The organism is Isoptericola sp. AK164 (genome assembly GCF_029643425.1).
Classification (GTDB): Bacteria; Actinomycetota; Actinomycetes; order Actinomycetales; family Cellulomonadaceae; genus Isoptericola; species Isoptericola haloaureus.
The window spans coordinates 3,397,618-3,416,474 of the sequence record NZ_CP119106.1 but is presented as its reverse complement, the minus strand read 5'-3'; the positions used below and the strand labels follow the sequence as shown (position 1 = coordinate 3,416,474).

The following is an 18,857-nucleotide window of genomic DNA, read 5'->3' as shown; positions in this document are numbered from 1 at the left end:
CTACTCGACGGTGACCCCGACTCCCTCGGCGATCCGGGTGTTCTCCCGGTTGCCCCGGACGGTGTTGTCGACCAGCCGGACGTCCTCGCCCGCGTCGACCCGGACCCCTCCGGAGTTGGCGACCACCAGGTTCCGCTTCACGAGCACGTCGGTCGGCACGCCGCTCGCGTGACCGTCGTCGCCGGGGTCCTCGGCCAGGTGGATGCCCCAGAAGTCCTCCGCGCGGTTGGACAGCACGGTGTTGTGCCGCACCACGGTCCCCGGTGCGTTGCGCACCTCGATGCCCGACCGCACGTGGTCGCCCCGGCCGCCGGTCACCACGTTGCGCTCCACGACGGTGTCGGGGGTGCCCAGGATGAGCAGGATGCCCTCACGGTTGTTCTTCAGCACGTTGCCGTGGATCCAGTTCCCCGGGCCGGCGGCGTCGTGCTGGGTGGCCGTCCCACCGGTGTTGCCGAGCGCGATCGCCGCGGCGCGGACGTCCTTGACGGTGTTGTGCCGGATCTCGTTGAGGTACTCGTCCTCGCCGTGCAGGTCGATGGCGTCGAGCACGCCGCCACGGATGGTGTTCCCGGCGACGAGGTTGTTGTGGGTGTAGTACTGCAGCAGGATCGCGTGGCGCAGGTGCGTCCCCTCGAACACGTTGCCGACCACCGCGTTGTGCCGCGAGTCGTCGGTGTACGCGTAGCGGTCCTTGCCGGCCGTGCCCTGGATGGAGATGCCGTAGCCGTTGCCGCCGCCCGCCACGCTGGTGGCGTCGCGGAACGTGCCGCCGCGCACCGTGACGTCACGGCTCTTCTCGATGCGCACGCCCATCTTCTGGAACCGCTCGACGACGACGTCCTCGACCAGCACCTGTCGGCTCGCGCGGGATCCGAGGTTGGCCACGACGACGCCGTACGCGGGGCCGCCGCCGGCGGTGGAGTCCTGGTGGTCGGTCGACAGCGGACCGTCGTAGGTCGAGCTCACGGTGAGGTCGCTGACGGCGACGTCCTGGACGCCGTAGCCGCGCAGCACCTTGCCGGACTGCGTCGCGGGGGTCAGCGCGGACTCGAGCACGGAGCCGGCTCCGTCCCCGCGCAGGTCGATGCCGGAACGCAGGGCCACGTTGGTGGTGGGGTCGGCCGGTTCGGTGGTGAGCAGGTCGTAGGTACCGGCCGGAAGGTAGACCTCGTCCCCCGGCTCGGCGGCGTCCAGGGCGGCGCGGATCGCGGTGGCGTCGTCGCCGGTGCCGGCAGCCGGGTCCGCACCGTGGTCGCGCACGTCCACGGTGCGGCCGGTCACGGCACCGGGCTCGGCCGGGCGGTACCTCGTGCCGTCGGGCTCGACGAGCCCGGGCTCGGTCCAGGGCTCCGCGTCCGGGTCCGGTGCGGGCAGGAGGTCGGAGAGGTCGTCGACCACGGCCCCCTGCGGGTTCGGCGGGTAGACGCGGACCTCCGTGACGCTGTTCCAGCCCGAGACGCTGTTGCCGTAGCCCAGGTAGCGCACGTACCGGGCCTGCGAGCCGGTGGTGGCGTCGTCCTCGAGCGTGACCGGTTCGAGGTTCGACGACGTTCCCGAGCTGGCCTGGTCGGTCGCGGCGGAGCGCCAGGTGGTCCCGTCGGTGGAGAGCTCGACGCCGAAGAGCGACTGTCGCTCGTCGCCCTTGTGCCACGCCACGCCGAGGTATCCGACGGAACGCTCCTCGCCGAGGTCGAGCTGGAGCCACTGGGGCTCGTCCGGAGACGAGGTGAGGGACGACCAGCGGGTCGTGGGGTCGTCGTCGATCGCGAACTCGGGCAGGTTGCCGTCGCTGCTCAGCGCGCGTGCCGAGTCGACGGTCCAGTGCGCGGGCGGGTCGACGACGTCGGCCCGGACGGGGTGCGTCGGTGCGGACGGGAGGGTCTGCGCGGCGGCCGGACCGCCGAGGAGACCGAGGAGGAGGGCGGCGGCGGAAGTGGCCGCCACCTTTGGTGCAACGATTCGCCATTGGATCATGGCCAAACTGTGGCACTATGCCGCCGCCGAAGCAAGACCTGGCACGACGATTGCTGCATCGATGCACCAGGCTGATCGCGAAGTGCCCGCTCCTGCCACCCGATCAGCGGGTGACGGGCTCGCTGGAGGAGAGCCTGGCGAGCTCGGAGCGCCGGGGAAGGACCTCCCAGTCGCCGTCACCGGTGCAGGCGTAGGCGCCGACGGCGGCCGCGGTCGCCAGCGCCGTCGGCACGTCCCGACCTGCCAGCGCGTCGGCGAGGAATCCGGCGACGAACGCGTCGCCGGCTCCCACGGTGTCCCGGACGTCGACCGGCACTCCTGGTGCGGAGAACTCGCCGCCCCTGCTCGCCGCGACGGCCCCCTGCGCCCCCCGCTTGACGACGGCGGTCCGCGCGCCGAGGTCTCGCAGCTGCCGCGCGGCCGTCGGGGCGTCGTGCTCGTCGCACCCGAGCAGCGCAGCCTCGTCCAGGCCGGCGAAGACGATCTCGCACCGGGGGACGACTTGCGCGTAGAGGCGTCGTGCGTCGTCCGCGGACCACAGGGACGACCGATAGTTGAGGTCGAACGAGACCGGGACGCCGAACGCGACGGCACGGTCGACGAGGTCCAGGGTGAGGGCGCGGGCCGACGGCGACAGCGCAGGAGTGATCCCGGTCAGGTGGAGCATGCTCGCCGACCGCACCGCGTCGTCGGGGACGTCCTCGGGCCCGAGCCTCGAACCGGCGCTCCCGGCGCGGTAGTACCAGATGCGCGTCTCCATGGTGGAGCGCCGCTCCTTGAGCATCAGGCCCGTGGGTGCCCCGTCGTCGCGCAGGCACGTGGTCGCCACGTCCTCCCCGCGCAGCAGCCGTTCGACCAGGTCGCCGGCGGAGTCCGCGCCGACGCGGCCGATCCAGGCCGCCGGCGCACCGAGGCGACGCAGCCCGATCGCCACGTTGCTCTCCGCGCCGCCCATCCCGAGCGACATCAGCGTGCTGTGCTGCAGCGGCTCCGGACGGGTGCTGCCCACCAGCACCATGGTCTCACCGACGGTGAGGACGGGACCGGGGGCCGTCATCGCGGCGCGACCACGCGCTGGCGCTGCGAACCCAGCCCGTCGATGCCGAGCTCCATCACGTCGCCGGGCTGCAGCCACGCCGGTTCGGCCATGCCGTTGGCCACGCCGGGCGGGGTGCCCGTGTTCACCAGGTCGCCCGGTTCGAGCACCATGTACTGGCTCAGGTGCCACAGGAGCTCGTACGGGTCGAACACCATCGTGCCCGTGCTGCCCGACTGGCGGCGCGCACCGGAGACGTCGAGCCACATGCCCAGGGCCGAGACGTCCCCGACCTCGTCGGGTGTGACCAGCCAGGGACCGCACGGGTTGAACGTCTCGGCGGACTTGCCCTTGAGGATCTGGCCCCCGTGCTCGTCCTGGAACGCGCGTTCGCTCACGTCGTTGCAGACGACGAACCCCGCGACGTGGTCACGAGCATGGTCGGGGCTGTCCAGGTAGCTCGTCCGGCGGCCCACGACGAGGCCCAGTTCCACCTCCCAGTCCAGGCGGGAGAAGCCTCGCGGCGCCCGGACGTCGTCGTACGGCCCGACGAGCGTGTTCGGTGACTTCGAGAACACCAGCGGAAGGGCCGGTACCTCCGCGCCGATCTCGACGGCATGGTCGCGATAGTTGAGGCCGGCGCACAGGATCTGATGCGGACGCGCCACGGGCGGCCCGACCCGCCGTGCGCCGAGCGCCTCGACGAGACCTGCCGTCACCCGGGACTCGACGCGTTCCGCCAGCCACCCGAACCCGTCGGGGAGCGTCGTGGCGTCGATGTCGGGCACCAGGTCGCCGACGTCGACGTAGGCGTCGGGGCCGACGACGACGGCCGGCCGTTCGGCGCCGACCGGCCCGAGGCGTGCGAGCTTCACTGCAGCACCCCGTCCTCGTCGGTCACGACCGGTGCTGTGGCCCCCGTCGGCGACGCGGTCGAGTCCCGCACCACCAGCTCGGGGCGCAGCAGCACCGACCGGCCGGGCTCGCGGTCGTCCTCCTTCAGCGCCTCCTCGAGGCTCAACGACGCCATCCGTGAGATGGGCTGGCGCACCGATGTCAGCGGCGGGTCGTACAGTTCCGCGAGGATGATGTCGTCGAAGCCGACCACGGACACGTCCTTGCCGACGTGCAGGCCCTGGTCACGCAGGCCGCGGCAGAAGCCGAGCGCGGTCATGTCGTTGATCGCCACGATGCCCGTGGGCGGCTCGACGGTCCCGGAGAACAGGTCGTGCGCGGCCTGCCGGCCCACCTGGGCGGCCTCGACGTCCCCGAACGGGGCGCCGCCACCCGCCGTCCACGTCGGCATCGCCGCCGGGTCCAGGTCAGCCCCCTCGAGCGCCGTGCAGAACCCGCGGAAGCGGCCGGTGCGGTTGACCGCCGCGAGCGACCCGGAGACGAAGGTCAACCGTTCGTGGCCGAGCTCGGTCAGGTGGGAGGTCGCGAGGAAGCCGCCCACGTGGTTGTTGATGCTGACGCTGACGACCTCCTCCGGGTCACCGGCCTGCGCCGGTCGGTCGAACGTCACGAGCCGCAGCCCCCGCCGGACGATGTCGGCGAGGTGGTCGAGCGTCGGCAGGGAGGAGCACAGGACGATGCCGCGCACCCCGTCCTCCCACAGCTCCTCGACGTACCGGCGCTCGCGGTCGGGGTCGCGTTCGCTGTTGCACAGCAGCACGTTGCACCCGACGGCCAGGGCCGCGACCTCGAGCTCCCGGGCGAACGCTCCCCAGAACGGGTTGCCGACGGACGGCACGATGAGCCCCACCGTCTGCGTGCGTCCCGTGCGCAGCTGGCGAGCCGCACGGTTGGGTCGGTAGCCGAGCTCGGCGATGGCGCGCTCGATGCGCTCCTTGGTGGCCGGCACCATGCGGTTGGTGCGGCCGTTCAGCAGGTTGGAGACGGTGCTGGGCGAGACCCCAGCGGCTGCTGCGACCTGCTGGATCGTCACGCGTGTCACGCTTCCTCCAACGTCATCGGTGGTGCACGTCATGTGCATCGTTACAACCATCCTAGCCCAGACCGGGGCCGTGGGGCGGTGCCCAGAGGGCCTCGCATCGTGATCATTTCTTGATCTAGCAGGGAGTTGACGTGCCCGTGGCCCTGTGCCTAGTTTAGTGCATCGTTACACCGGCATCGTCGCCACCGGCGAGGTCGACACGCACCAGCCGACCGCACAACGTGAAGGATCAACGATGATCATCAAGAGTCAGTCCCGTCGACGGTTCACGGGCGTCGCCGCCCTGGCCGCCGTCGCACTGGGGATCACCGCCTGCAGCTCGGGCACGAGCTCGGGCACCGACGCCGAGGGCGGCAGCGATGACGTCTCCGGCGACATCACGCTGCTCACCCCGATCTTCGAGGGCACCGACGGACAGCAGCTCCTCGAGGACGAGCTGCTCCCGCAGTTCTACGAGGACTACCCGGACGTCACCGTGTCCGTGGACTACACGACCTACGGCAACCTCAACGAGAAGCTCACCACCGCTGCGGTGTCCGGGGCGGTGCCCGACGTCATGATGATGGGCGTCGGCTGGATCGAGGGCTTCGCCGACCGGGGTCTGCTGGCCGACCAGAGCGAGCTCGGCAACACCGAGGAGAAGCTCCTGGAGACCTACACGCCGGCGATCGTCGACGCCGGGACGTGGGACGGCGGCGTCTACGGCATGCCGATCATGCTCGACACCCGCTACGGGGTCGCCAACATGGAGCTGCTGGAGGAGGCCGGCTATGACGCACCGCCGTCGTCCTGGGACGAGCTCGTCGAGATCTCCGAGGCCCTGACGGTCCGCGCCGACGACGGCACGCTGGAGCGCGCCGGGTTCGACCTGCTCTCGAACGACCCGCGACAGGTCTTCGAGACGTTCCTCTTCTCCGCCGGTGGCGACCTCTTCAACGAGGACGTGACCGAGCCGACGTTCAACGGCCCGGAGGGTGTGTCGGCGCTGCAGCTCATGACCGACCTCATCAACGAGCACGAGGTCGAGGACATCGGCTTCTCCTCGCCGGACGCCGCCGTCAACCCGCTCCTGAACGGACGGGCCGCGATGGGCCTCGCCCACAACAACCTGTGGACGCAGGGACTCGAGGCGGACCCCGAGATGCTCGAGAACCTCGAGCCCTTCGTGATCCAGGGCGAGGGCGAGGGCATGTTCTTCGGCGGCACGTTCGCCACCCGTTCTGCCACGTCCCAGCACCCCGAGGCCGCCCAGGCGCTGCTCGAGTTCCTGGCGAGCCCCGGACCGGCGCTGGCTGCCAACGAGCAGCGCGGCAACGTCCCCGCGCTGACCGAGCTGCTCGACAGCGACTACGTGCAGTCCAACCGGTTCGTCCAGTTCTCGATGGAGAACCTCGACGTGGCCAAGCGTGAGGGCGGCCCGCCCTCGTGGCTCGAGGTCCGCGGCGACTTCGCACCGGCCATCGAGTCGGCACTGCTCGGTCAGGCCGAGCCGCAGGCAGCCCTCGACGACCTCGCCGCGCTCGTCGACGAAGCGATGGCCCGCCAGTAGGACCGACCCGTCTCGGGGCGTCGGGGCGGCCGAGCGCCGCCCCGACGCCCCTCGATCGAAGTGGGAACCATGACAAGCACCGAGACCCCAGCGGGGGCCGGACTCGCCGCGCGCAAACCCGCACCGGTCCGACGCCACAAGTACTCGCGGGCGGAGCGCAAGCTGCGACGCACGGGTTGGCTGATGATCACGCCGGCTCTGCTGCACCTCGCCCTGTGGACCGCCATCCCGGTGGTCGCCACCTTCGCGCTCGGGTTCACCAACTACAACGTGTTCTCCCCGCCCCAGTGGGTCGGGTTGCAGAACTACGTGGAGATCGTCCAGGACCCGGTCTTCCGCAAGGCCACCTGGAACACCATCGTCTACACCTTCTGGACCGTGCCGGTCTCGATGGCCATCGCGCTCGTCATCGCCGTGGCCCTCAACCAGGGCCTGCGGTTCCAGAAGTGGTACCGCACGGCCTTCTTCCTGCCCCAGGTCACCGCGACCGTCGCGATCGCCATGGTGTGGCTGTGGATCTTCAACCCGCAGCAGGGCCTGCTCAACGCCTTCCTCGGCCTCTTCGGCATCCCCGGGCAGGCATGGCTCGCCGACCCCGACTGGGCGCTGTGGTCCGTGATCCTCGTCGGCGCGTGGCAGGGCATCGGGATCAAGATGCTGATCTACATCGCCGCGCTGCAGAACATCGACGGGAGCCTGTACGAGGCCGCGTCGGTCGACGGCGCGTCCACCGTGCGCAAGTTCTTCGCCATCACCGTCCCGATGCTGAAGCCGGCCACGTTCTTCGTCCTGGTCATCTCGATCATCAACGCGTTCCAGGTCTTCGACCAGATCTACGTGCTCACCAACGGCGGCCCCGCCAACGCGACCACGATGATGACCTACGAGGTCTACCGGTCCGCGTTCGAGGAGTTCCGCATGGGAATGGCCTCCGCGCAGTCGGTCGTCCTGTTCATCTTCCTGCTCTTCATGACGCTCGTCGGTCGACGTGCCACCCGAGAGGACCACTGATGGCTCTCCTCACTCCCCGGACCTCCACGAGCCCGTCGGCGACCCGGACCGTCCGCGCGACGAACCAGTCGTCCGTCCGGCGACGCAACAAGCTCATCCTGCACCTGCTGCTGATCATCGGTTCGGTCACGATGGTGATCCCGTTCGTCTGGATGCTCTTCACCTCGGTGAAGAGCCCGGCCGAGCTGGCGCAGTTCCCTCCGACCTTCTTCCCCCACGAGTGGCACTGGTCAAACTACGCTGAGGCGCTCGACGCCGCGCCGTTCGACAAGTACTTCCGCAACTCGCTCATCATCGCCACCGGGCACACCCTCATCACGCTGGTCATCGGCTCCATGGCCGGGTACGCGCTGGCGCGTATCCGCTTCCGCGGGCGGGAGATCATCTTCCTGTCCATGGTCGCGATGCTCATGATCCCGACCTACACGAAGATCGTCCCGCAGTTCCTCATCGTGAAGTTCATGCCCCTGTTCGGCGGCAACGACATCACGGGACAGGGCGGCAGCGGCTGGCTGGACAGTTGGTGGGCCCTGCTCATCCCGGGCGGCCTGAGCGCCATGTCGATCTTCCTTTTCCGGCAGTTCTACCTGACCCTGCCCAAGGAGCTCGAGGAAGCGGCGCGCCTGGACGGTCTCGGCGAGTTCCGGATCTTCGCGCAGATCTACACCCCGCTCATGAAGCCGGCCGTCGCGACGGTCGCCCTGCTGACCTTCCAGGAGAGCTGGAACAACTTCCTGTGGCCGCTGCTGGTCACGACCTCGGACGACCTGCGGGTGATCCAGGTCGGCCTGGCGGTCTTCCAGCAGGTGGAGGCCACCGCCTGGCAGTACCTGATGGCCGGCACCACCTTGGCCACCGTCCCGATGGTGCTGCTGTTCGTCATGGCGCAGAAGTACTTCATCCAGGGATTCACCAACTCGGGCATCAAGTGAGCCCGACCACCTACGAAAGAGGAACCATGCAGCACGTACTCAGCGGGCGCACGGCGCTCGTCACCGGCGGCGGTCACGGGATCGGCGCCGCCCTCGCCCTCGGGCTCGCCGAGGCGGGCGCCGACGTCGCCGTGCACTACGCGCACTCCGGTGACGCCGCGGCCACCGTCGTCGACAAGATCACCGGCATGGGGCGGCGCAGCATCGCCGTCCAGGGCGACCTGACCGACCCCGAGGCGGCGCGCACCGTCGTCGAGTCGGCCGCGGGTGAGCTCGGCGGCCTGGACGTCCTGGTCAACAACGCCGGACACCTGGTCGGCCGCGCAACCGTGGCGGAGATGACCGACGAGCACTGGGCCAAGGTCTGGAACGTCAACGTCTCCAGCACCTTCTACGTCACCCGTGCCGCGGTGGGTCATCTGAAGGCGAGCAGCGCCGGACGCGTGGTCACGATGGCGTCGCTCGCGGCGGAGAACGGCGGCGGTCCAGGGTCCGTGGCCTATGCCGCCGCCAAGGCCGGCATCGTCGGGTTCACCCGGGGGCTCGCCAAGGAGCTCGCCGGTGACGGTGTCACCGTCAACGCGCTCGCTCCCGGGTTCATCGGGGACACCCCGTTCCACGACGCGTTCACGCCGCCCGAGGCGCAGGCCAACATCGTGGCGGGCATCCCGCTGGGGCGTGCCGGTACCGTGGACGACGTCGCCGCGGTGACCACGTTCCTCGCCTCCGACGCCGCCGGCTACGTGACCGGCCAGGTCCTCGACATCAACGGGGGGCTCAACTTCCGATGACGACGGTCCCCACGGCGCCGGGCGGCTGGTGGCACGACTACGTCTGCCCCACGCACCACGTCGAGCTGTCCGGCACCGCCCCCGGGGGCCACGGGTGCCCCCGGGGGTGCGTGGTCGCCGGCGAGAAGTACGACGCCGCCCTGCGCACGTTGGACCACCAGCGCTGTGCCCGCGAGGTGCGATGCCTGGCCCGGACCGGGGAGGCCGCCGACCGGCGCCACGCCGTCGCCCTGCTCGGTGAGATCGCGAAGGTCTACGGCGACGTCGTCGGACCGGGCTGGAACGACGCCGCCGAGTCCTGGATGCTCCGCGGCAGGATGTTCGCCCAGGCGCTCACGGAGGCGCAGTGGGCGGTGCAGGTCGCCGACGCCGTGCTGGTCCTCGGGCCCGAGGCGCACGTCGCGGGCGTGGACGACCTCCTCGAAGGCCTTCTCGCCACCTTCGAGCAGGCCTACGGCGTGCTGGTCGACGAGCGGCAGGACGAGCGCAACAACTACACGGCGTGGCTGTGCGCCGCCGGTGCACTGGTCTCGCGCGCCCTCGACGCTCCGCACGAGGTGGTCGCCACGTGGCACACCCGGGCGCTCGCCCACCTCGAGATCGCCGTCGGCGACGACGGCTGGGAGTGGGAGGGGTCCACCTACTACCACCTGTTCGTGCTGCGCGCGTACCTGCTGACGTTGCGGGACGCCGTCCCTGCGGACCTTCCTCGGCCTGCGGTCGAACGCCTCGCCGCGATGGTGCGGGTGCTCGCCGAGGTGGCGGCTCCGGACGGTACCCTCCCGGCGATCCACGACGGCCCCTACGACCGGGTGCCCATGCACCAAGAGGTGCTCGAGATCGCCGCCATGGCCCGTGGTCTGCTGGCCCCGGCCGGGCTCGAGGCGGTGGCGACGGCGGCCAGGGCACGGCTCGGCCGGGCCGACGACGGCCTCGACCGGCTGCTGGACGGCTGGTTCGGCGGGCCACCGGTGCAGGTCCCCGCGCCGACACGGGGCAGCGTGTACTTCCCGCAGGTGGGTTACGCCGTCCTGCGGGACGACGCCGACACGTGGCAGGCCGTCGTGGACGCCGGACCGCACGGGGGATCCCACGGCCACCACGACAAGCTGGCCCTCTACCTGTACGGCACCGCGCCGTGGCAGCCCGCACCCGGGGTGCCGCCCTATGCGAGCCCGTTGCGGCGTGGTCACTACGCCCGAACCCTCGCGCACCCGACCCTCCGTGTCGACGGCCGGGACCAGCACGAGACGACCGGCCGTGTGGAGCGCTGGGCGCCCGAGGCCGGGCTGGTCGTGACCAGCGCCGAACCGTACCCCGGGGTCCGGGTGCGCCGCGCGACGCGCCTGACCGCCGGTGTCCTCACGGACGTCGTCACGGTGGAGGCCGACGAGCCGCACGAGTTCGTCCTCGCGCTGCGGCCCGCCGTCGACCTGACCGTCCGGCACGTGCCGGACGGTGCCCGGACCACCTGGACGGCCGACGACGGCGCTACCCTGCACGGCACGCACGCCGCCTCTCCCGGTGCCGCGCTCGCCGTCGTGCCCGGCCGGGGGCCGTCGGACGACCCGGCCGCGGTCCGGTCGGTCGCCGACTGGACCCTGACCGGTGATCGCGCGGTCTTCGCCTCCTTGTTCCAGCAGGGCCCGGATCCCGCGCCGGCCCGCATCGACCTCGCGCCCGACGGCGCCACCTTCCACCTGACCACTCCCGACGGGGAGAAGACCATCGAGGGAGCACCATGACCCGACCGCTGCTGATCGCCGACCGTGAGGAGACGCTGCGCGCCGAGCTGCACGACGTGCGCCGCCCGCAGTTGCGCCGCCTGGTGGACGAGTGCGAGCGCCTGACCTCCCTCGAGCTGCCCGAGGAGCACCCCCTGGCGTCCATCACCTACCTGGGTGCGGGCGCCGCGAACCTGGCGCTGGCGTACCGGCTGACCGGCCAGGAGCACTACCTGACCGAGCTGCGGCGCTGGCTCGTGCCGTCCCTGTCGTTCCCGCACTGGGGCCGGGCCAACATGCCGGACCACGACCTGGACGCCGGCTGGATCCTCCACGGCCTCGGCCAGGCCTACTCCTGGGCCGGTGACGCACTGCCGGACGACGAGCGCGAGGCCCTGCGCGACAAGCTGATCCTGCAGGGCACCCGGTTGTACGAGTTCGCGGTGGAGTCCGAGGGCGGCTGGTGGTCGTCGTCGTACTGGCAGAACCACAACTGGATCTGCTATGCGGGGCTCGCCACCGCCGGGTACGCGCTGCGCAACGACCACGAGCAGGCCGCGCACTGGACGGAGCGGGCCAAGGAGAACTTCGACACCGTCCTGGACATGCTGCCCGAGGACGGGTCCAACAACGAGGGCGTCGTCTACTGGCGGTACGGCGTGCCGTGGATCGTCACCTACCTGGACCTGCTCAAGGCCGAGGAGGGCATCGACTGGTTCGCGCGCAGCGACTACCTGCGCGAGACGTTCTGGTACCGGCTGTACCAGGCGGCGCCCGACCTGGAGCGGATCATCGACCACGGTGACTGCCACGACCGACGCAGCGGGCACCCGGTGGCGATGTACTACAAGCTCGCCGCCGAGTACCGGATCCCGCAGTGCCAGTGGCTCGCCGAGAAGGTGGCCGACGACTTCTTCTGGCGCGAGGCCTACGAGAGCGGTGTCCGGCCCGGGGTGCGCGCCGAGGCCTACCAGGAGCTGCTGTGGTTCGACCCGCAGGCGCCCAGCGCGGACCCGTACGACCTGCCGACGAGCCGGTGGTTCCGCGACCTGGGTCTCGTCGTCGGCCGCACGTCCTGGGACGCCGACGCCGTCATGGTCTCGTTCAAGGCGTCCCCGGGCGGCGGGCACAAGGCCTGGGAGACGGCGCACCGCATCAAGGCGGAGAAGGGCTGGACCACCCTGAACGCCGGGCACCACCACCCGGACTCGGGCACCTTCACGCTGCTGGGGCACGGCGCCTACCTGGCGCTCGACGAGGGGTACTCGTCGAGCAAGCGCACCGCGCACCACAACGCGGTGCTCGTCGACGGCAACGGGTTCGTCAACGAGGACCGGTACCACGTCTTCGAGAACCTGCCCTACGAGCACCAGGCGAGCATCCTGACCGCCACGCTGGCGGACGGCTGGGTGCACGCCGTGAGCGAGACCGCGGCGATGTACGACCCGTCTCTCGGCGTCGAGCGTGCCCGCCGCCACCTGGTGCTGACCCCGAGCGGTGCGCTCGTGGTCCTGGACGACCTGCGTGCCGCCGCGCCGCGGACCTGGACGTTCCTGCTGCAGACCGAGCACCCGGCCCGCGCCGAGGGCGACCGTCACTGGGTCGCCGAGGCCGGGACGGGCCGTCTGCGCGTCACGGCGCTGGACGACGCGGTCGACGTCGAGACGGTGCCGACGCCGGTGCACGCCAACCCGACGTCGTCGACCCCGAGCCTGGCGATCGAGAAGACGCTGCACACCCTGCGTCGCTCGACGGCGCCGACCACCCGTGGCCGTTTCCTGACCGTGCTGGAGCCGCGAGCCTGGCACGACGAGGCCCGCGCGGAGGTGTCTGTCGAGGACTCGGGTGACACGGTCACGGTCCACGTCGACCACGACGGCGTCCGCGAGACGGTGACGCTGGATCTCGAGCTCGGCACGCCGGCGGGCGCCGGGACGAGCGGGACCGGGTTCGCGGCCCGCGTCGACGTCGCCGCGACGGCCGGTGCCGGGGCCGGCACGACGGAGTGAGCGTGGCGGCCCGGCCGGAGCACCGCGAGCGCTGGGAGACCCGCACCCTGCGCGCCCTGATGGTGCCCGCCAACCTCGTGCTGGGTGGCCTGATGGCGTTCCTGGTGGCACTGCCCGGGGTGACGCTGCTGCCCGCGCTGGTCGCTCTCGGCCGGGCCTTCTCGGACTGGCACGACGACGGGGACGACGCGGTGGTCACCTCCCTGCTGCGCGAGCTGCGGGCGACGTGGCGCCGGACCTGGCGGGCGGGGATCCTCGCGGGGATCGCCGTCTGGCTGCTCGTCGTCGACGCGTTGTTCCTGCTGGCCCAGCTGGGCACGGCGTCGGCCGGGTTCGCCGTCGTGCTCGGCGGGGCCACGTTGCCCGTCGCGGCCGTCGTCGGTCTCGTCCTGCTGCTGGTCCCGGTGGCCGCTGCGCGGCAGCGTGACGGGACGGTCCGTGACTGGCTGCGCGCCGCCGCGGCGTTCGCCGCCGGGCGCCCGGTGGGCACGCTCGCGCTGCTGCTGATCGGTGCGGCGGTGCTGGCCACCTGCGTGGTGCTGCCCACCCTGGCGCCGTTCGTAGCACTCTCCGTGCCGCTGTATCTCGCGGTCCGGGCCTGGCCGCCGTCGGCCGGCCCTGCGGGCGCGGGCTCGTGACGGGCGGGGAGCCACGGTCCTCGAGAACCGCGCTGTGGGTGCTGTACGGCGACACGCTGACGATGGCGGTCGGCTTCTACATGCTGGTGCCGCTGCTCGCCTACCACTACCTGCAGAACATCGGCCTGACGGTCGCGGTGGTCGGGGTGCTGACGGCGGTGCGGTCCGCGGCGCAGAACGGCGTGATGCCGATCTCCGGCTGGGTCGCCGACCGCATCGGCTACCGGCGGGCGATCGCCGGGGGCGTCCTGATCCGCGCGTCCGGCTTCGCCGTGCTGGGCGCGGTCTCGAGCCTTCCGCTGCTCGTGCTCGGGTCGGTGCTCGCCGGGCTCGGCGGGGCACTGTTCCACCCGGCGTCGTACGCGGCGTACTCGGCGCTCGCCGTCGGGCGCGACTCGGTGCGCGTGTACTCGACGCGGGAGCTGTTCTCCAACGTGGGGTTCGTCCTCGGCCCCATGATCGGGGGCCTGCTCGCCGGGCTGGACTTCCAGTGGGTGGCGTTCGGCTCGGCCGGACTGTTCCTCGTGGCGTTCTTCCTCACCGTGATCGGTCTGCCCCGGGTGCTGCTGGCCGCGGACACGAAGCGGGCGCGGTTCGGCGAGGCGCTGCGGGACCGGTCGTTCCGGCGCTACCTCGTGGTCGTCGCGGCCCTGTGGATGCTGGTGACCCAGCTCTACCTGGTGGTGCCGGTGCGGGCGGCCGACGTGCTGCCGGGAGCGATCGGCGTCGGTGTCGTCTACACCGCGGCCGCGGTGTTCATGGTGGTCACGATGCTGCCGTTGACCGGCTTCATGTCGCGCCACCTCCCGGCTCCGCGGATCCTCGCCCTCGGGTCGGTGTCCCTCGGGACCGGGGTGGCGGTGATGGGGCTGTGGGACTCCGTCGCGGGGCTCGTCGCCGGCGTCCTGACCTTCACGCTGGGTCAGATGCTCTCGCAGCCGGTGATGAACGCCGTGGTCTCCGAGCTGGCCGACGGGCGGGCCGTGGCGTCCTACTTCGGGGCGATGGGACTCGCACAGGCGGTCGGCGGGATCACCGGCAACCTGGCCGGTGGTGCGCTGTACACGCTGGCGGGGACGGACTCCACGTGGGCGAACGTCACGTGGTTCGTGTTCCTCGCCGCGGGACTCGTGATCGCCGCGGTCTTCTGGTTCCGGGGACCGCAGCCAGGGAGCTCCCCGCCCGAGCCGTGACAGGCTGACCCCTCGAACCCGACCGACACCCCGCTGCCGTTCGCCGAGCTGCACCTGCACGTCGAGGGCACCCTCGAACCCGAGCTGGTGATGGCGCTCGCGGAGCGCAACGCCGTGACCCTGCCGAACGACGACGTGGTCGCCCTGCGCCGCGCGTACTCGTTCACGGACCTGCAGTCGTTCCTGGACCTGTACTACGCGAACATGGCGGTGCTGCGCACCCCCGAGGACTTCGCGGACATGACCCGCGCCTACCTGACGCGGGCTGCGGCAGGCGGGGTGCGGCACGCGGAGATCATGGTGGACCCGCAGGCGCACCTGGTGCGTGGCGTGCCCCTCGAGGTGGCCCCGGTGCTGGCCACCAGCGAGGCCGAGCACGGCGTCTCGACCCTGCTGGTCGCGGCGTTCCTGCGGGACCGCCCCGAGGGCGAGGCGCTCGACGTGCTGGACCGGCTGGTCGCGGCGGATGCCCCGATCGCGGGGATCGGGCTGGACTCCGCCGAGGTCGGCCATCCGCCGTCGGACTTCACCCGCCTGTACGCGCGTGCCCGGGCCGAGGGCCTGCGGCTGATCGCCCACGCGGGGGAGGAGGGGCCGGCGTCGTACGTCACGGACGCCCTGGACCTGCTGGGCGTGCAGCGCGTCGACCACGGCATCCGCTCCCTGGACGACGACGCCGTGGTCGAGCGGCTGGTCGCCGAGCAGGTGCCGCTGACCGTCTGCCCGCTGTCGAACGTCGCGCTGCGCGCCGTCGAACGCATCGAGGACCACCCGGTGCTCGCCATGCTCGACCGGGGGCTCAACGTCACCGTGAACTCCGACGACCCGGCGTACTTCGGCGGCTACCTCGACAACAACCTCGCGGCTCTGGAGCGTTCGCTCGGGATGACCGCGGACCAGCGGGCCCGGCTGGCGGCGAACTCGATCCGGTCGTCGTTCCTGCCCGCGGGCAGACGGGACGCCCTGCTCGCCGAGATCGACCACCCCTCCGCGAGGTAGGCGACTCCACCGCGGCGTAGGCCAACATCCCGCGAGGTAGGCAAACGTCTCGCGAGGTAGGCAAGCACTCGCTCACGTCAGGTCGTTGAGCCACCGCCGCGACCGGATACGCCACCCGGCCACACCGATCCGCACGGCCTCCTCCACCAGCACCAGCGCGAACACCAGCACGGGCCCGACGCCGACTACGTCGCGCAGCAGCAGCGCCCCGGGCAGCAGCAGCACCCACTGGGCCCCGACGTCGAGCAGCAGGCAGAACCGCACCTCCCCACCGGCCCGCAGCACACCCAGCACCATGACCATGCTGACGCTCTTGAGCACGAACGAGACGACCAGCACCGCGAACAGGGTCTCGGTGAGTGCGCGGGTCTCGGGCGTGATCGCACCGAACATCCCCAGCACCGCGTCCTGCGCGGCCCACGTGACAACGCAGGTGGCCACCCCGACCAGGAGCCCGAGCCGGACCAGCGCCCACGCCTGGCGGTAGGCGTCCTCGACGTGCCCGGACCCGATCGTGGAGCCGACCACCACGGCGGCCGCGTTCGCGAGCCCGATGGTGAGGGCCAGCGCCAGCGACTCCACGGGGGAGAGGATCGCCAGGGCGGCGGCGGCCGAGACGCCCGTGCTGCCGATCACGGCGTAGAACGCGAAGGATCCCAGGGCCCAGATCGTGCTGTTGCACGCCGCCGGGACGGACAGGCGCAGCAGCGCCACGGTCTGCGCGCGCGTGACGAGACCCAGCTCGGCGCGCGGGAACCGTGCCAGGACGTGCCGCGTGGTGAGCAGGTGCACGGCGAGGAGCCCGGTCTCGACGACGGCGCTGACCAGCGTGCCGTAGGCCGCACCGACGACGCCCAGCCGGGGCGCACCGAGCAGCCCGAAGATCAGCACCGCGTTGAGCGCCACGTTCAGCACCACCCCGACGACGGCGTAGACCGTGCTGATCGTCGGCTGCAGCATCACCCGCAGCCCGGCGGCCACCGCCGAGGTGTAGCAGAACAGCAGGAAGGTGGGGCTGACGATCCGCAGGAACGCGGCGCCCCGTTCGACGACGGCGGCCGAGTCCGTGCCGAGGCCGATCACGGCCTCCGGGACGACGGCGAAGGTGACGAACGCCGCCAGCGCACAGACCGTGGAGGTCGCCCAGGTCAGCCACACCGTCTGGCGCAGCCGCACGGCCCGGTCGGGGCGCTCGCCGCCCCACAGCTGGGCGCCGATCTGCGCGCCGCCGATCGTGAACCCGATGAGGAAGATCGACACGACGAACGTCGCCTTGGACGCGATGCCGATCGCGGCGACGTCGATCTCGGTCTGCGTGCCGAGCATCACGGCGTCGACGACGCTCTTGGAGGAGAACACCACCGTCTGCAGCGTCACCGGGACGGCGATCCGCAGCAGGGACCGGCCGGCCGGGCCGCGCAGCGCCGTGATCACAGCTGCTTGATGACGCGGGCGGGGTTGCCGACGGCGACCGCCCCGGCCGGCACCGACTCGTCGGCGACGCTCTGCGCCCCGAGCACGGCACCGTCCCCGATGTCCACACCCTTGAGGATCGTCGCGCCCGTCCCGATCCAGGCGCCGTCCCCGATGCGCACGGGTGCCGCCGTCGTGCGGGCCGCCTCCCCGGCCGCGCCGCGGCCCCGCAGCGGGTGACCGCTGGAGTCCATGATCGTCACCAGCGGGCCGAACATCACGTCGTCGCCCACCTCGACCAGGTCGTAGGCCACGACCGCCACGCCCTGCAGCGAGACCCGGTCCCCGATGCAGATCCGGCCGGGTGCGCCGTCGTTGACCTGCACCGACGTGAGCTTGACCGGCTGGCTGTGGAAGGTGGGCGCCACGCCCGACTCGACGTAGCACCCCGACCCGACCCGGATCGCGCCGCGGAAGTCCTCCGCCCGCAGCGGCAGCGGGCCGAGCTCGGCGTCGACGGCGCGCGTGAACGCCACCCGGGGCACGTCGAAGAACACGGTGCCCTCGCCGACCTCGACGCCGTGCGCCCGCAGCGCCTCCGTGACCCCGCCCGTCAGCGGCCAGTCGGGTCGGGCGGGGTACAGGTTCTCGTAGGCGACCGGCATCAGGCCGCCCCCTCGGCCTCGCGCCGCGACGCCGAGAGCTGGATGACCTTGTTCAGCGAGTACTTCTCGTTCTGCAGGTCCTTGCCGTAGAAGCTCGTGGTCCACAGGTCGTACTTGCGGTGGATCCGTTCGGCGGCGGTCGCCGAGGACTCCTGGAGGTCGTCGACCTCCTTGGCGTGCGGCCAGTGCAAGGAACGCGCCGCGCGGTCCATGACGAACACGTTGTCCTGCCGGAACAGCCGCACGCCGAGGTCCACGTCCTCGCCGCCCCACCCGGTGAACGACTCGTCGAAAAGCCCGGCGGCGAACAGCGACTCGCGCTCGGCCGAGGCGTGGCACGTCCAGAAGATGTCGAACGGCGCGGGCCAGCTCGTGATGTTCTCGCCGAGGTCGGCGTACTGGCGCTCGCGGACGTCGAGGGCGCCGTGCGTGTGCAGGTGGGCGATGGCGGCGTCGACGTCGGTGGGGTCGAGGTCGGCCATGACGGCCTCGTGGGAGGGGTCCACCTCGAACCCGTAGACGTAGCCGACGACGGCGGTGGGATAGGCCGACTCAGTGTGGATGCGCAGGTGCGTGGCCAGGGTGGTGGTGGCCAGCAGGACGCCGGTGTCGACGTAGACGACGTAGCGCCCCGAGGCGATGGCGGTGCCGATGTTGCGGGCCTTGCCGGCACGGAAGCCGGCGTCCGGCTGCCAGAAGTAGGTGACGTCGAGGTCGTCCGCGAACGAGCGCACGACGTCCTCGCTGTCGTCGCTGCCGCCGTCGTCGACCACGACGACCTCGAACCGGTCGGGCGCGAGGGTCTGGCGCCGCAGGGAGTCGAGGGTGTGGCGCAGCAGGCTGCTGCGGTTGTAGGTGGGGATGACGACGCTGATCTCGGGAAAGGCGGGCACCGGTGGTCCTTTTCTCTCGGCTGCGCGAAAGGGCGGACCGGCCGGGGTCGACGAAGAGCGCGCGGCGTAT

Annotated in this window: 16 protein-coding genes; 9 read left to right on the top strand and 7 right to left on the bottom strand. The window is 71.5% G+C overall.

Going from position 1 to position 18,857, the window contains the following annotated elements; all coding sequences use genetic code 11:
* From PO879_RS15545 to PO879_RS15530, 4 genes are all read right to left on the bottom strand, one after another.
* Positions 1 to 1,947, bottom strand: a complete 1,947-nt coding sequence (locus PO879_RS15545; protein WP_278235761.1) for a right-handed parallel beta-helix repeat-containing protein — start codon at positions 1,945 to 1,947, stop codon at positions 1 to 3.
* A 133-nt stretch (positions 1,948 to 2,080) separates the two neighbouring features.
* On the bottom strand, positions 2,081 to 3,034 hold the full coding sequence (locus PO879_RS15540; RefSeq protein ID WP_278235760.1) for a sugar kinase: 954 nt from the start codon (positions 3,032 to 3,034) through the stop codon (positions 2,081 to 2,083).
* Positions 3,031 to 3,888 (bottom strand): fumarylacetoacetate hydrolase family protein, encoded by an 858-nt coding sequence (locus PO879_RS15535; RefSeq protein ID WP_278235759.1) that lies wholly within the window; start codon positions 3,886 to 3,888, stop codon positions 3,031 to 3,033. Before PO879_RS15535 ends, PO879_RS15540 begins: the two co-directional genes overlap by 4 nt.
* The gene (locus tag PO879_RS15530) at positions 3,885 to 4,961 is read right to left on the bottom strand and encodes a LacI family DNA-binding transcriptional regulator (protein ID WP_278235758.1); all 1,077 of its coding nucleotides are present in this window, start codon (positions 4,959 to 4,961) and stop codon (positions 3,885 to 3,887) included. Before PO879_RS15530 ends, PO879_RS15535 begins: the two co-directional genes overlap by 4 nt.
* A gap of 244 nt (positions 4,962 to 5,205) precedes the next feature.
* Here PO879_RS15530 and PO879_RS15525 point away from each other — a divergent pair, with 244 nt between their 5' ends.
* The 9 genes from PO879_RS15525 (at position 5,206) to PO879_RS15485 (ending at position 15,816) form a co-directional block, all read left to right on the top strand.
* Positions 5,206 to 6,519 carry an ABC transporter substrate-binding protein gene (locus tag PO879_RS15525; RefSeq protein ID WP_278235757.1) on the top strand — a complete coding sequence of 438 codons (1,314 nt, stop codon included), beginning with the start codon at positions 5,206 to 5,208 and terminating at the stop codon, positions 6,517 to 6,519.
* A 69-nt stretch (positions 6,520 to 6,588) separates the two neighbouring features.
* Entirely contained in the window at positions 6,589 to 7,530 is a 942-nt protein-coding gene (locus tag PO879_RS15520; protein ID WP_278235756.1) for a sugar ABC transporter permease, read from the top strand.
* Positions 7,530 to 8,462, top strand: a complete 933-nt coding sequence (locus PO879_RS15515) for a carbohydrate ABC transporter permease (protein ID WP_278235755.1) — start codon at positions 7,530 to 7,532, stop codon at positions 8,460 to 8,462. Before PO879_RS15520 ends, PO879_RS15515 begins: the two co-directional genes overlap by 1 nt.
* Positions 8,463 to 8,488: 26 nt before the next feature.
* Complete coding sequence (locus tag PO879_RS15510) at positions 8,489 to 9,253, top strand: SDR family NAD(P)-dependent oxidoreductase (RefSeq protein ID WP_278235754.1); 765 nt, start codon at positions 8,489 to 8,491, stop codon at positions 9,251 to 9,253.
* Entirely contained in the window at positions 9,250 to 10,998 is a 1,749-nt protein-coding gene (locus tag PO879_RS15505) for a heparinase II/III family protein (protein WP_278235753.1), read from the top strand. Before PO879_RS15510 ends, PO879_RS15505 begins: the two co-directional genes overlap by 4 nt.
* Positions 10,995 to 12,986: a DUF4962 domain-containing protein gene (locus PO879_RS15500; protein WP_278235752.1), complete on the top strand. Its 1,992-nt coding sequence runs from the start codon at positions 10,995 to 10,997 to the stop codon at positions 12,984 to 12,986. Before PO879_RS15505 ends, PO879_RS15500 begins: the two co-directional genes overlap by 4 nt.
* 2 nt (positions 12,987 to 12,988) lie before the next feature.
* Positions 12,989 to 13,624, top strand: a complete 636-nt coding sequence (locus PO879_RS15495; protein WP_278235751.1) for a hypothetical protein — start codon at positions 12,989 to 12,991, stop codon at positions 13,622 to 13,624.
* A gap of 38 nt (positions 13,625 to 13,662) precedes the next feature.
* Positions 13,663 to 14,817, top strand: coding sequence for an MFS transporter (locus tag PO879_RS15490; RefSeq protein ID WP_278235750.1), 1,155 nt, complete (start codon positions 13,663 to 13,665; stop codon positions 14,815 to 14,817).
* 33 nt (positions 14,818 to 14,850) lie between these two features.
* The gene (locus PO879_RS15485; RefSeq protein WP_278237568.1) at positions 14,851 to 15,816 is read left to right on the top strand and encodes an adenosine deaminase; all 966 of its coding nucleotides are present in this window, start codon (positions 14,851 to 14,853) and stop codon (positions 15,814 to 15,816) included.
* A 72-nt stretch (positions 15,817 to 15,888) separates the two neighbouring features.
* On the opposite strand, the gene PO879_RS15480 is transcribed toward PO879_RS15485, so the two are convergent.
* From PO879_RS15480 to PO879_RS15470, 3 genes are read right to left on the bottom strand one after another with little or no spacing between them, the layout of a single operon-like run.
* Complete coding sequence (locus PO879_RS15480) at positions 15,889 to 17,250, bottom strand: MATE family efflux transporter (RefSeq protein ID WP_278235749.1); 1,362 nt, start codon at positions 17,248 to 17,250, stop codon at positions 15,889 to 15,891.
* Positions 17,247 to 17,894: an acyltransferase gene (locus PO879_RS15475; protein WP_278235748.1), complete on the bottom strand. Its 648-nt coding sequence runs from the start codon at positions 17,892 to 17,894 to the stop codon at positions 17,247 to 17,249. Before PO879_RS15475 ends, PO879_RS15480 begins: the two co-directional genes overlap by 4 nt.
* Positions 17,894 to 18,787 carry a glycosyltransferase gene (locus PO879_RS15470; protein ID WP_278235747.1) on the bottom strand — a complete coding sequence of 298 codons (894 nt, stop codon included), beginning with the start codon at positions 18,785 to 18,787 and terminating at the stop codon, positions 17,894 to 17,896. The genes PO879_RS15475 and PO879_RS15470 overlap by 1 nt, the downstream gene beginning before the upstream one ends.
* Between the last annotated feature and the right edge of the window lie 70 nt (positions 18,788 to 18,857).

Coding starts and splice junctions, on each gene's coding strand:
- PO879_RS15525 (WP_278235757.1), top strand. CDS start 5,206: ATGATCATCAAGAGTCAGTCCCGTCGACGGTTCACGGGCGTCGCCGCC.
- PO879_RS15505 (WP_278235753.1), top strand. CDS start 9,250: ATGACGACGGTCCCCACGGCGCCGGGCGGCTGGTGGCACGACTACGTC.
- PO879_RS15540 (WP_278235760.1), bottom strand. CDS start 3,034: ATGACGGCCCCCGGTCCCGTCCTCACCGTCGGTGAGACCATGGTGCTG.
- PO879_RS15475 (WP_278235748.1), bottom strand. CDS start 17,894: ATGCCGGTCGCCTACGAGAACCTGTACCCCGCCCGACCCGACTGGCCG.
- PO879_RS15500 (WP_278235752.1), top strand. CDS start 10,995: ATGACCCGACCGCTGCTGATCGCCGACCGTGAGGAGACGCTGCGCGCC.
- PO879_RS15520 (WP_278235756.1), top strand. CDS start 6,589: ATGACAAGCACCGAGACCCCAGCGGGGGCCGGACTCGCCGCGCGCAAA.
- PO879_RS15515 (WP_278235755.1), top strand. CDS start 7,530: ATGGCTCTCCTCACTCCCCGGACCTCCACGAGCCCGTCGGCGACCCGG.
- PO879_RS15510 (WP_278235754.1), top strand. CDS start 8,489: ATGCAGCACGTACTCAGCGGGCGCACGGCGCTCGTCACCGGCGGCGGT.